At 42.0% G+C, this 13,644-nt stretch carries 13 protein-coding genes; all 13 read left to right on the forward strand.

Annotation, left to right across the window (positions count from 1 at the left end; all coding sequences use genetic code 11):
• The first annotated feature begins 11 nt into the window (after window positions 1–11).
• Window positions 12–383 carry a 30S ribosome-binding factor RbfA gene (gene rbfA, locus HWX64_RS08575; protein ID WP_175989056.1) on the forward strand — a complete coding sequence of 124 codons (372 nt, stop codon included), beginning with the start codon at window positions 12–14 and terminating at the stop codon, window positions 381–383.
• 89 nt (window positions 384–472) lie between these two features.
• Complete coding sequence (gene truB, locus HWX64_RS08580) at window positions 473–1,381, forward strand: tRNA pseudouridine(55) synthase TruB (protein ID WP_175989057.1); 909 nt, start codon at window positions 473–475, stop codon at window positions 1,379–1,381.
• 18 nt (window positions 1,382–1,399) lie between these two features.
• The gene (gene ribF, locus HWX64_RS08585; RefSeq protein WP_175989058.1) at window positions 1,400–2,344 is read left to right on the forward strand and encodes a bifunctional riboflavin kinase/FAD synthetase; all 945 of its coding nucleotides are present in this window, start codon (window positions 1,400–1,402) and stop codon (window positions 2,342–2,344) included.
• Window positions 2,345–2,479: 135 nt separating this feature from the next.
• Window positions 2,480–2,749, forward strand: a complete 270-nt coding sequence (rpsO, locus tag HWX64_RS08590) for a 30S ribosomal protein S15 (protein WP_032088789.1) — start codon at window positions 2,480–2,482, stop codon at window positions 2,747–2,749.
• Window positions 2,750–3,132: 383 nt separating this feature from the next.
• The gene (pnp, locus tag HWX64_RS08595) at window positions 3,133–5,253 is read left to right on the forward strand and encodes a polyribonucleotide nucleotidyltransferase (RefSeq protein WP_175989059.1); all 2,121 of its coding nucleotides are present in this window, start codon (window positions 3,133–3,135) and stop codon (window positions 5,251–5,253) included.
• Window positions 5,254–5,379: 126 nt separating this feature from the next.
• On the forward strand, window positions 5,380–6,411 hold the full coding sequence (locus HWX64_RS08600; protein ID WP_175989060.1) for a polysaccharide deacetylase family protein: 1,032 nt from the start codon (window positions 5,380–5,382) through the stop codon (window positions 6,409–6,411).
• Window positions 6,412–6,442: 31 nt separating this feature from the next.
• On the forward strand, window positions 6,443–7,684 hold the full coding sequence (locus HWX64_RS08605) for a pitrilysin family protein (protein ID WP_175989061.1): 1,242 nt from the start codon (window positions 6,443–6,445) through the stop codon (window positions 7,682–7,684).
• A 121-nt stretch (window positions 7,685–7,805) separates the two neighbouring features.
• A complete protein-coding gene (locus tag HWX64_RS08610; protein WP_175989062.1) occupies window positions 7,806–8,039 on the forward strand; it encodes a YlmC/YmxH family sporulation protein in 234 nt (77 codons plus the stop codon).
• 486 nt (window positions 8,040–8,525) lie between these two features.
• Window positions 8,526–9,428, forward strand: coding sequence for a dipicolinic acid synthetase subunit A (gene dpaA / locus HWX64_RS08615; RefSeq protein ID WP_175989691.1), 903 nt, complete (start codon window positions 8,526–8,528; stop codon window positions 9,426–9,428).
• Window positions 9,425–10,018 carry a dipicolinate synthase subunit B gene (locus HWX64_RS08620; protein WP_175989063.1) on the forward strand — a complete coding sequence of 198 codons (594 nt, stop codon included), beginning with the start codon at window positions 9,425–9,427 and terminating at the stop codon, window positions 10,016–10,018. The genes dpaA and HWX64_RS08620 overlap by 4 nt, the downstream gene beginning before the upstream one ends.
• Window positions 10,019–10,201: 183 nt before the next feature.
• A complete protein-coding gene (asd, locus tag HWX64_RS08625; protein ID WP_175989064.1) occupies window positions 10,202–11,248 on the forward strand; it encodes an aspartate-semialdehyde dehydrogenase in 1,047 nt (348 codons plus the stop codon).
• Between the two features lie 87 nt (window positions 11,249–11,335).
• The gene (gene dapG, locus HWX64_RS08630) at window positions 11,336–12,574 is read left to right on the forward strand and encodes an aspartate kinase (protein ID WP_175989065.1); all 1,239 of its coding nucleotides are present in this window, start codon (window positions 11,336–11,338) and stop codon (window positions 12,572–12,574) included.
• A 24-nt stretch (window positions 12,575–12,598) separates the two neighbouring features.
• A complete protein-coding gene (gene dapA / locus HWX64_RS08635) occupies window positions 12,599–13,468 on the forward strand; it encodes a 4-hydroxy-tetrahydrodipicolinate synthase (protein ID WP_303049470.1) in 870 nt (289 codons plus the stop codon).
• Window positions 13,469–13,644: the final 176 nt, after the last annotated feature.

A 13,644-nucleotide genomic window follows, 5' to 3' on the forward strand; every position in this document is an offset into this window, starting at 1 on the left:
GGGTGATATTGATGAGCCATCGTGCGAATCGAGTTGGCGAGCAAATGAAGAAAGAGCTCAGCGATATTATCGGACGAAAAATTAAAGACCCGCGTATTGGATTTGTTACAGTTACGGATGTACAGGTTTCCGGGGATCTTCAGCAGGCAAAAGTATACATTACTGTTCTTGGTGGAGAAGACCAAAGAGAAAATACATTAAAGGGTCTGGCGAAGGCGAAAGGATTTATACGTTCGGAAGTGGGACAGAGAGTCCGCCTTCGTAAAACACCGGAAATAATCTTTGAGTTTGATGAATCGATCGAGTATGGAAATCATATTGAGACTTTACTTCGTAAAGTCCAAGATGAACCGGAAGACGATTCACAGAATAAAGACGAGTAACATGAAAGGACTGATCCGAGCGGGAATCATTTTCGTAAGGATCGGTCTTTTTATTTTGATTTTTTTGTATAGCGAATGGAGGTTAGGTAATGAACGGAATATTACCTTTATGGAAGCCAAGGGGCATGACTTCCCATGATTGTGTGTTTAAGTTAAGGAAATTGCTTCGGACGAAGAAGGTTGGCCATACTGGTACCCTCGATCCCGAAGTATCGGGTGTCCTGCCGATTTGTATCGGAAGGGCGACAAAAATAGCTGAGTATATAACTTCCGCAGGAAAAACGTACGAAGGGGAAGTAACCCTCGGCTCCAGCACTACAACCGAAGATGCCTGGGGGGAAGTGGTTGAAACAAAGCTGGTTGAGAAACCGATCGAAAGAACCACGGTACAAGAGATTCTAAATAGCTTGACTGGAGAAATCACTCAGACGCCGCCGATGTATTCAGCTGTTAAAGTGAATGGCAAGAGACTTTATGAATATGCCCGGAAAGGGATCGAAGTGGAAAGGCCATCCAGGAAGGTCCATATACATGAGTTGGAGCTTCTGGATGATTGGACAACATTGGAGGGGGAACATCCTCATTTCTCCTTTAGAGTATCTTGCAGTAAAGGGACATACGTAAGAACCCTTGCTGTCGAAATCGGTAAGCGGCTTGGCTATCCTGCTCATATGTCATCGCTTACCCGTACGAAATCTGCAAGTTTCACACAAGCTGATTGTTTCACGTTGGAGCAAGTCGGGGAGTATGTCCAAAGTGAAAGAGCTGAGGAGCTTCTTTATCCTTTGGAATCGGGGCTTTCTCATTTGCCGAAAATGGTAATTAGTGATACATTAGCAGAGAAAGTGAAGAATGGTGCACGTTTACAAGAGCCTGAGGATTGGCCAAAGGGATCAGAAGTGGTAATGGAGCACGAAAGCCGTGCCATCGCTATTTATCAGTGCCATCCCGACAAACCTGAGGTCATCAAGCCTGTAAAAGTCCTATTCAACGACTAGTGAAAAAGGTGAAATACTGTGAAATTAATAACTGTACATCATCCTCATTCGTTTAGTAAAGAAGAGTTCCCCCCGATGGTCTTGGCGCTCGGTTATTTTGACGGCGTTCATAAAGGGCACCAGAGGGTGATCAGAACGGCTGTTGAAACAGCGAAAGAACAAAATGTACATAGTGCTGTGATGACGTTTGACCCTCATCCTTCTGTTGTACTTGGGCATAAACATAAACATATACGTTTCATTACCCCTCTGGAGGATAAAAAGGAAATCATAAGCGGATTAGGGGTGGACTATTTATTCGTGGTGCGCTTCACTTCAGAGTTTGCCAGCCTTTTGCCGCAGGAATTTGTCGATCAATATATCATCGATTTTAACGTAGTTCATGTTGTGGCAGGATTTGATTATTCTTATGGCAGAATGGGAAAGGGAACGATGGAAACTCTGCCTTTTCATTCGAGGGAGAGATTTACTTCCACTACCGTACCAAAGCTTACAGAAGAAGAAGACAAAATCAGTTCCTCTTTGATCCGCGAAAGTCTGAAAGAAGGAAACGTGACAAAGGCTGCCAAACTTTTGGGCAGACCTTATGGGATGAAGGGTACCGTTATTCATGGTGATAAGCGCGGCCGGAAAATCGGTTTTCCGACAGCGAATATAGAAATGGCCCATACTTACTTAATCCCTAAAAACGGGGTGTATGCGGTCCGCATGAGAATTCATGAGCAATGGTATGAAGGCGTATGTAATGTCGGTTTTAAGCCTACGTTTAAAAATCCTGATGAATTTTCATTATCAATTGAAGTTCATTTGTTTAATTTCCATTCCTCCATCTACGGGGAAGAGGTTTATGTTGAATGGTTTAATAGGATAAGGGATGAACAAAAATTTTCGGGAATTGAAGAGTTGATCAACCAAATTCAGAAGGATAAAGAAACCGCCATCTCTTACTTTTCAGGAATTTGATGTTATCCCTTGATTTTTGTAGAAAAAAGTAGTATTCTAAATAGCGTATGAAATGAACCTTTGCTTGGCATCACGAATCACCAACGTATGCTCGGTAACTGGGGATTTGAAAGAAATCATTAGGAGGTGAAAAGGATGGCTATCACTAAAGAACGTAAAAACGAACTTATCAGTGAATACAAAACACATGAGAACGATACTGGATCTCCAGAAGTTCAAATTGCTGTCCTAACAGAAGAAATTAACAATCTGAACGATCACTTGCGCGTTCACAAGAAAGACCACCACTCTCGTCGCGGTCTTCTAAAAATGGTAGGTCACCGTCGTAATCTTTTATCTTACCTGCGTAAGAAAGATGTACAACGCTACCGTGAGTTAATTAACAAACTAGGTTTACGTCGATAATCAGACACAAGGAAGCGGGAATATTTCCCGCTTTTTCTTTAGTTTTTATAAGTGGAAATCTTTGTATGATTGTCCACCACTTTTTTTACCGGTCAATCAAAGATTTTATTTCAAAAGTATTCATATAGCGATTTTTTGTCTACAATACATAATAAGAAAAGCGGATAGGCTTCTGGTTATGAGGCGGGCATACACCGGTGTGGATATGCTGAGTCTGGTAATGGGAGCTGTATATTAAAAACTCTGCTTGGCAGAAGATTAAAGTCCATACTTATTTGAATATAACAGCACATTAGTGCATGATATAGATTACTGGAATTTTTAATACGGGTAAGGTAAAACCTACACCCTTTAAGTGATGTATAAAGAGAGGGGTACACTATATGGAACAAACTAAACAAACCTTTTCCATCGAATGGGCTGGAAGAGAATTAACGGTGGAAGTGGGGCAATTGGCTAAACAAGCCAACGGTGCAGTATTGGTGCGCTACGGAGATACAGCAGTACTGAGCAGCGCAACAGCATCTAAAGAGCCGAAACCGCTGGACTTCTTTCCGTTAACAGTTAACTATGAAGAAAGATTATATGCAGTTGGTAAAATCCCGGGAGGATTCATTAAGCGTGAAGGGCGTCCAAGTGAAAAAGCCATTTTAGCCAGCCGGTTAATCGACCGACCAATCCGCCCGTTATTTGCAGACGGCTTCCGTAACGAAGTTCAGGTCATCAGCATGGTCATGAGTGTAGACCAGAATTGTTCGTCTGAAATGGCGGCTATGTTCGGATCTTCTCTTGCCCTGTCGGTATCTGATATTCCTTTCGAAGGTCCGATCGCCGGTGTGATAGTAGGTCTGATTGATGGGGAGTTCATCATTAACCCGTCAGTGGATCAGCTTGAAAAGAGTGAAATTCATCTTTCTGTGGCAGGAACGAAAGATGCAATCAACATGGTTGAAGCAGGGGCAGATGAAGTTCCTGAAGAAACGATGCTGGAAGCCATTATGTTCGGTCATGAAGAAATCAAACGATTAGTAGCTTTCCAGGAAGAAATCGTTGCAAAAGTTGGAAAAGAAAAAATGGAAATAAAATTATTCGAACTTGATGCAGATTTGGAAACAGAAGTTCGTTCACTATGTGAAGAAGAATTGATCCCTGCTATTCAGGTTCAAGAAAAACATGCGCGTGAAGAAGCAATCACTTCGGTTAAAAATAATGTAATTTCTGCATTTGAAGAGAGAGAAGCAGAAGAAGACACGTTGAAGCAAGTGAAAAAAATCTTGGACAAACTCGTAAAAAATGAAGTTCGCCGTCTGATCACTCAAGATAAAGTTCGTCCTGATGGCCGTAAAGTAGATGAGATCCGTCCGCTTTCTTCAGAAGTAGGCCTTCTGCCAAGAACACATGGATCCGGACTATTTACACGTGGACAAACCCAGGCTCTCAGCATTTGTACACTGGGTGCTTTAGGCGATGTTCAAATCCTTGATGGGTTGGGAATCGAAGAATCCAAGCGTTTTATGCATCATTACAATTTCCCTCAATTCAGTGTAGGGGAAACAGGCCCAATCAGAGGACCTGGCCGTCGTGAGATCGGACATGGTGCTTTAGGTGAACGTGCCCTTGAGCCGATCATTCCGAATGAAAAGGATTTCCCATATACAATCCGCCTCGTATCTGAAGTTCTTGAGTCAAATGGCTCAACTTCACAAGCGAGCATTTGTGCAAGCACACTTGCTATGATGGATGCAGGGGTACCGATTAAGGCTCCTGTCGCAGGTATTGCAATGGGTCTGGTTAAATCTGGAGAACATTATTCTATTCTTACGGACATTCAAGGAATGGAAGATTTCTTAGGCGATATGGACTTTAAGGTAGCAGGTACTTCCAAAGGTGTTACGGCTCTTCAAATGGATATCAAGATTGAAGGATTATCAAGAGAAATTCTTGAAGAAGCGCTTCAGCAAGCTAAAATAGGCAGAATGCAAATCCTTGACAGCATGCTTGCAACATTGGGTGAATCAAGATCATCCCTGTCCCAGTATGCACCAAAGATTCTTACCATGCATATCAATCCAGATAAAATCCGCGACGTTATTGGACCAAGCGGTAAGCAAATCAATAAAATCATCGATGAAACTGGAGTTAAGATCGATATCGAACAAGATGGAACCATTTTTATTTCTTCCACTGATGAAGAAATGAATAAGGTAGCCAAGAAAACAATCGAAGATATCGTAAGGGAAGTTGAAGCTGGCCAAATGTATCTCGGTAAAGTTAAACGCATTGAGAAATTCGGTGCATTCGTAGAAATTTTTGCCGGAAAAGACGGATTGGTTCATATTTCTGAAATTGCAGAGGAACGCATCAGGAAAGTAGAAGATGTTGTTTCGATCGGCGATGAAATTTTAGTGAAAGTCCTTGATGTAGACAATCAAGGAAGAGTTAACCTATCCAGAAAAGCCGTGCTTAAAGAACAACGCGAAAAAGAAGAACAAAATCAAGCATAATGCATTGACAGGCTGTCCTGTAAGGAGATCTTTCTTCCGACAGGCAGCCTTTTTCTGTTGATTTCATACTGCGTTCTACCTTGTCCATTCAACTCATATGTTTAAAAGGAAGGAAGGTGGATACAGGTGGAAAAAAAATACTTGATTGGAATTTGTGTAATTGCTATTCTGACAATATTAGCCGTTGAAAATCCATTAACAGATCAATATGTTCTCAGCTTGAAACACCAAGCGGCAGCTGTAAATGGAAGTATCGATACTGTAGCTGTAAGCGGCGGAATCAGTAGTGAAGATTTAACTCAAAAAATAAAGGAAGCAGCAAAAGACAAATCGTTTCCTGCTCAAAACGCGAAGATTGATTCTGTGTGGAAAGCGACTCCAGGTTATAACGGAGTGAAAATAGATATTGATAAATCGTTGCATAATATGAAGAAGGACCGTGGTTTTTCTGAAGAAAAGCTTGTTTACAAACAGATTCCACCCCAAACCCATTTATCCGATTTACCCCCTTCCCCGGTATACCGCGGGAATCCGGATAAGCCCATGGTTTCCTTTATCATTAATGTTGCATGGGGTAATGAACATATCCCCAATATGCTTGCTACTTTGAAAAAGCATCACGTTTATGCTACCTTTTTTCTAGAGGGCAGGTGGGTAAAGAACAATCCGGAGTTAGCTAAGATGATCGTGGATGCAGGCCATGAAGTAGGAAACCATTCTTATTCCCATCCAAATATGGAAACACTCGAAACATCGAAAGTAATCAATGAATTGAAAAAAACCAATGAGATCATCGAGGTGACGACCGGAGAGAAGGTGAAATGGTTTGCACCGCCAAGCGGAAGTTACAGGGATGAAGTGGTGAAAATCGCGCACCAAATGGATATGCGCACCATCATGTGGAGTGTCGATACAATTGATTGGCAAAAACCTCAGCCGGATGTTCTCATCAACCGCGTGATGTCAAAGCTGCATAAAGGTGCCATTGTTCTAATGCATCCAACCGCTTCAACCGCAAACTCCTTAAACAGCTTAATTGTTCAAATTAAAGACAGAGAGCTGCGGCTGGGTACCATTACAAGTTTATTTAAAGAAGAACGGATTCTGGAAGAGATCGATCATTCTTCTAAAGATGGAAATGATCATACAAACTCATAATTTGCTGCATCATGAATAGGAGGAACACTTTTTGATAAAGAAACATACTTGCCAAAATGGACTAAGAATCGTATTAGAAGAAATCCCCACTGTCCGATCGGTCGCGATCGGTATTTGGATCGCTGCCGGTTCAAGGAATGAAGTGCAGGATAACAATGGTATCTCTCATTTTCTTGAGCATATGTTCTTTAAGGGGACAAAGACCAAGTCGGCTAGAGAAATCGCAGAGTCATTTGATAGCATCGGGGGGCAGGTCAACGCTTTTACATCTAAAGAATATACGTGCTACTATGCGAAAGTGCTTGATAATCATGCAGAATATGCACTACATACATTGTCTGACATGTTTTTCAATTCCGCATTTGATGAAGAAGAAATGGGCAAAGAGAAAAACGTGGTTTACGAAGAGATAAAAATGTATGAGGATACTCCCGACGATATTGTACATGATCTACTCAGTAAAGCTATATATGAAGAGCATTCGCTGGGTTATCCAATATTGGGGACAGAAGATACGCTGAGTACGTTTAATAGGGATAAATTAAAGCAATATATGCATGATATGTATACTCCGGAGCAAGTGGTCGTTTCGGTAGCGGGAAATGTGAATGAAAGCTTCATCAAGGATGTTGAAAAATTATTTGGCTCATACCAAGGCGGAAAAGGACCTGAGGAGAAATCTCAGCCTTCATTCAAATACAATAAACTTGCCCGCAAGAAAGATACGGAACAAGCACATCTATGCATGGGCTTCGACGGTCTACAAATTGGCCACAGCGACATTTATAACCTGATAGTATTAAATAACATCGTCGGGGGAAGCATGTCTTCCCGTCTTTTCCAGGAAGTCAGGGAGCAAAGGGGATTGGCATACTCTGTATTCTCATATCATTCTGCATACCAAGACAGCGGTATGGTAACGATCTATGGAGGAACCGGTGCGAACCAACTAGACCAATTATTTGATACGATCCACCATACACTTGAGGAACTAAAAGCAGAGGGCATCACTTCCAAAGAGTTGACCAATAGTAAGGAACAACTGAAAGGAAATCTGATGTTAAGCTTGGAAAGTACGAACAGCCGTATGAGCAGAAACGGAAAGAATGAATTATTATTAAAGCGTCACCGGACGCTGGATGAGATAGTAGAGGAAATCGACGGTGTTACTATGGATAAGGTCAATCGTGTTGCAAAGGACATTTTTACAGATGACTATGCAGCTGCACTGATCAGCCCTGATGGGAATCTTCCAAAGAACTTTAAACAATGACTTCATTGAATGAAAGCAGGTGAAAGCCTGCTTTTTATTTTTCCTCGGACAGAAAGTCCTTCTAAACGTACAAGCCAATGTATACATTGTACTACAGAGCATAATAGGAGGACTGATTTCAGTGAGGTTAAGTGAGTTAAGTGGAAAAGAAATCGTAGATTATCGAAAAGCTGAAAGGCTTGGCGTTCTCGGGCAAACCGATTTAGAGTTTAATGATAAATCCGGCCAGATTCATGCTTTGGTCATTCCAACAGGTAAGTGGATGCGTAAACAAGGAGGAGAAATCAAGGTCCCTTGGCATCAGATCAGGACGATTGGGACAGATATGATCATATTGGAGGTCTCAAACGATTAACCTATATATTGACTTAAAGGAAGAGGCTGGGACAAAAGTATTTTAGTCTAAGTAAAACCCGAACTAATTTGCGTTATTAGAGGCAAATTAGTTCGGGTTTTTAATTTGATTAAATGGACATTTATATTTAGCTCTTTCAAGCGGTTGATTGGAGTGCAAGACGAAGACTCCTGCGGGAAGAGTAGCTTATGTGAGACCCCGCAGGAGCGAACGCGACGAGGAGGCTCACGGGCTACCCGCGGAAAGCGAAGTCTTGCACGGAAATCATTAGCGGTATTAAGAGCCTACACTTAAATTGTTCGTCTTTATGTGGTGGTTTATTAGTTTTGTCCCAGCCTCTTTTTTTAATTTTATTTATACGAGCTTGTCGCCTCTGAAAAAGCCGCCTCCGCTTTTCTTTTCACCCATTAGGTCTCGATAACATACACTGTTGAAGTGAAAAGGGATTTAGAATAGCGATTATGTTAAAAGAAGGTGAAAGCAGTGATGTTGACCGGAATGCAGATCGCAGTTCTAGGCGGAGATGCTCGTCAGCTGGAGATTATACGCAAGCTCACAGAGCTGGATGCGAAGATTTCTCTGGTTGGTTTTGAACAGTTGGATCATGCCTTTACAGGGGCTACGAAGGAAAAGTTAGGTGAGGTAGACTTCTCCATTATAGACGCCATCATTTTACCTGTACCCGGCACGAATCTACAGGGAGAAATAGATACGATCTTTTCGAATGAAAAGATATGTTTAAGTGAAGATATCGTATCGCAAACGCCAGAGCACTGTACGATCTATTCAGGAATAAGCAATAAATACTTGGATAATGTAGTCAATTCAACAAACCGGAAATTGGTTCAGTTATTTGAAAGAGATGATGTCGCCATCTATAATTCCATTCCTACAGTGGAAGGGACAATTATGATGGCTATTCAACATACGGATTTTACGATACATGGCTCTTCAATCGTCGTATTGGGCTTGGGAAGGGTGGGTATGAGTGTAGCCAGGACATTTAATAACCTGGGAGCAAAGGTAAAGGTGGGAGCGCGTAAAAGCGAGCATCTTGCCAGGATCACGGAAATGGGGCTGGAAGCGTTCCATCTTGATCAGTTAACGAAAGAAGTTGAAAACTGTGATATATGCATTAATACAATTCCTACTTCCATTATAAAAGCCAATGTGATTGCTAAGATGCCCCCGCATACCCTCATCATTGATTTGGCATCCAAACCGGGAGGCACAGACTTCCGATATGCAGAAAAACGAGGGATAAAAGCCTTGCTGGCACCGGGGCTGCCTGGAATTGTAGCTCCAAAAACTGCCGGTCAAATATTAGCCAATGTGTTGGCGCAGCTTCTTGAAGAAGATTTTAATTCTGGAAAGGAGAGCTTATCTTGAGTATTAAAGGAAAACGAATCGGATTTGGATTAACGGGCTCACATTGTACTTATGATGCTGTATTCCCTGAGATCGAAAGGCTGGTTAATAACGGAGCCGAGGTCATGCCCATCGTGACTTCTACGGTGATGAATACAGAAACGCGATTTGGAAAAGGAGAAGACTGGATTAATAGGATTGAAAATGTTACAGGACATAAGGTGATTGACTCTATCGTGAAAGCAGAACCATTAGGGCCGAAAATCCCCTTGGATTGTATGGTGATTGCGCCGTTAACAGGCAACTCGATGAGTAAATTCGCAAATGCCATGACGGATTCTCCGGTGCTGATGGCTGCCAAGGCTACCCTCCGTAATCATCGGCCAGTCGTTTTGGGAATTTCAACAAATGATGCATTAGGGTTGAATGGCATTAATCTTATGAGGTTGATTTCGACCAAAGATATTTATTTTATCCCATTTGGCCAGGATGCCCCTGAAAGCAAACCAAAGTCAATGGTTGCCAGAATGACCCTCATACAAGAAACGATCGAAGCAGCTATTGATGGAAAACAACTTCAGCCGGTCATTATAGAAAAGTATTTAGACTAAGCGTTTTGAAGGCTATCATCTGTTGGTTGGATGGCCTTCTTTTCATGCAGTTAAATAAATTCATCAAAAAAACCACTATTGTCAAATAATTGTTTATGTTAAAATAACCTTTATTATAGTAAAAGACTAAATTGTTAGATACTACTATGAGAAAACATAAATGGTTGGAAGGAGAGAAGAGTTTTGAATACAAGTGGTTTTCATGTAGCAGTCGTCGGTGCTACGGGTGCTGTAGGACAACAGATGCTTCATACATTAGAAAAAAGGGATTTTCCGATAAAACAGCTGACTTTATTATCATCTGCCCGTTCAGCCGGTTCAACCGTAACGTTCAGAGGGAAAGAATGGACGGTAGAAGAGGCTAAGCCGGAAAGCTTTGAAGGTGTTGACATTGCATTATTTAGTGCAGGGGGAAGTGTATCAAAACTTCTTGCTCCCGAAGCTGTTAAACGCGGTGCCATCGTGGTGGACAATACAAGTGCCTTTCGTATGGATCCGAATGTTCCGCTTGTTGTACCGGAAGTGAATGAAGAGGACATCAAGCTTCATAATGGCATCATTGCCAATCCAAACTGTTCAACGATTCAAATGGTAGCTGCTCTTGAACCGCTCAGAAAAGAATATGGCTTATCGAAAGTGATTGTATCTACTTATCAGGCAGTTTCAGGAGCCGGGGCTGCGGCAATTGATGAAATGCATGATCAATCACAAGCGATATTGAATGGAGAATCATTCGAACCTGCTGTGCTTCCTGTGAAAGGGGATAAGAAGCATTATCAGATTGCATTTAACGCCATTCCTCAAATTGATATGTTCCAAGACAATGGGTTTACCTACGAAGAGATGAAAATGATTAATGAAACGAAGAAAATCATGCACTTGCCTGCTCTTAAGGTGTCAGCAACATGTGTGAGGCTTCCTGTTGTAACAGGTCACTCTGAAAGTGTATATATTGAAATAGAAAAGGAATCTGTCTCAGTTAAGGAGCTGCAGTCCTTGCTTGAAAATGCACCGGGCGTAACGCTTCAGGATCTCCCTGAAGAACAAGTATACCCGATGCCTGCTTACGCAGTAGGAAAACCTGACGTATTCGTAGGGAGAGTTCGTAAGGATTTAGATGAAGATAAAGGATTCCATATGTGGATTGTCTCTGACAATTTATTAAAAGGTGCTGCGTGGAATTCGGTACAGATTGCAGAAAGCTTGGTTAAACTGGGATTGGTGAAGTAAAAAAGAGGAATATTCTACTATTCGTTTCCTATGATCAACTAGTTCGTTCCCTCCATGCCTCTTGAACAATGACAATGAGGTGTAGTCATGAAAGTGATCGTTCAAAAATTTGGTGGAACATCTGTACGTGATGAAGCAAGTCGTAAGAAGGCACTTGCTCATATTAAAGGAGCGATCGATAAAGGGTATAAGGTGGTAGTAGTGGTCTCTGCAATGGGAAGAAAAGGAGAACCCTATGCTACTGACTCTTTATTATCCTTGATCGGGGGCCAAAATGCTCTCGTGAGCAAAAGAGAACAGGATTTACTGTTATCGTGCGGGGAAATCATTTCCAGTCTGGTCTTCTCGAATATGCTGCTTGAAAACGGCATCCGGTCTACAGCATTGACCGGGGCCCAAGCAGGGTTTATCACGAACAGCGATTTTAATAATGCAAAGATCATTGAGATGCGATGCAGCCGTCTATACAAAGAGCTTGATAGTTATGATGCTGTCGTCGTAGCAGGTTTCCAGGGAGCTACGAAAGAAGGAGATATCACTACGATTGGCAGAGGGGGAAGTGATACTTCTGCTTCTGCGCTTGGAGCCGCACTGAAAGCGGATTTCATCGATATTTTTACAGATGTCGAAGGGGTAATGACAGCGGATCCCAGGATCTCGGCAAAAGCAAGGCCGATTTCTGTTGTATCATATAATGAAGTATGTAATATGGCCTATCAGGGAGCCAAAGTGATCCACCCCAGGGCAGTAGAAATCGCGATGAACTCTAAGATACCGATCAGGATTCGATCCACATACTCAACGAGTGAAGGAACGCTTGTAACAACAGCTGAAAATACGAAGGCACATAAAGAATTCAGAAACCACCCCGTCACTGGGATTGCGCACGTAAGTCAACTGACTCAAATAAAAGTATTCGCAAAGAAGGATCAGTATAATCTTCAGGCAGAAGTGTTCAAGGCGATGGCGAATGAAGGAATCAGTGTGGATTTCATTAATATCTCTCCCCGGGGAGTCATCTATACGGTTGCTTCGACCTTTGCTGAAAAAGCGATTGCGATATTGAAGAAGAAAGGTCATGATCCTGTAGTAGAAGAAAACTGTGCTAAAATTTCAGTTGTAGGGGGAGGAATGACCGGGGTGCCTGGAGTCACTTCAGCAATCGTCACTTCCTTGTCTGATAATGGTATCCGGATTCTTCAATCCGCTGACAGCCATACGACGATTTGGGTACTGGTGAAAGAAAGTGAATTAATACGTGCAGTGAATGCTCTTCATGATACCTTTCAGTTAGAGAAGGCTCACTGTACATTCAAAGCAGGATAGATTTAATAAAGGGGAGTGTAAGTCTTGAATTTTGGCCGTATTTCAACAGCTATGGTCACACCATTTGATCATAAAGGTAATATAGATTTTACGAAGACTACTCAGTTGATAAATTACTTGATTGATAACGGTACGGATTCCCTTGTGGTTGCCGGAACTACCGGGGAGTCTCCGACCTTGACTAAAGAAGAGAAGGTTGCTTTATTTCGTCATGTTGTTAAAGTTGTGAATGGCAGGATTCCTGTGGTGGCAGGAACAGGCAGCAATAACACTCACGCATCAATCGAACTGACCAAAAAAGCAGAAGAAGCAGGGGTCGACGCTGTCATGCTGGTGGCGCCTTATTATAACAAGCCTAGTCAAGAAGGGTTGTTTCAGCACTTTAAGGTCATCGCTGAGTCAACCACTCTGCCAGTCATGCTATATAATATCCCGGGAAGGTCATCAGTGAATATTGCACCGGAAACCGTCATTAGGTTATCCGAAATCGATAATATTGTGGCGGTCAAAGAAGCCAGCGGCGATTTGGATGCAATGACTGAAATTATCTCAAAAACCTCTGAAGACTTTGCATTATACAGCGGAGACGATGGTCTTACGCTTCCAATCTTATCAATCGGAGGAAATGGAATCGTTTCTGTGGCATCCCATATCATCGGGAACGAGATGCAGCAAATGGTCGGAGAGTTCTTCGAAGGCAATATATCTGTTGCAGCAAAGACTCATCAAAAGCTATTACCGGTAATGAAAGGGCTGTTTACGAGCCCGAGTCCAACACCTGTAAAGACCGCACTGCAGTTGAGAGGTCTGGATGTTGGTTCTGTACGTCTTCCATTAATTCCTCTATCAGAAGCTGAAAGAACAAAGCTCAGCCAATTGATCAATACCATATAATAGTGAAAAGTGTGCGGAAATCAAATTTTCTGCACATTTTTTTTATCATGAAAATAAAGGATTTAGTAAATGGATATCGAAATAGTTACATAGAAAAAATGATGCATACTTCGACTTTATCCAGTAGAACACCTCAGAACCTGAACGTTCCTTTACAGGGTAAAATTGGTTGTACT

The sequence above is a fragment of the Bacillus sp. Marseille-Q1617 genome, assembly GCF_903645295.1.
Lineage (GTDB): Bacteria > Bacillota > Bacilli > Bacillales > Bacillaceae_B > Rossellomorea.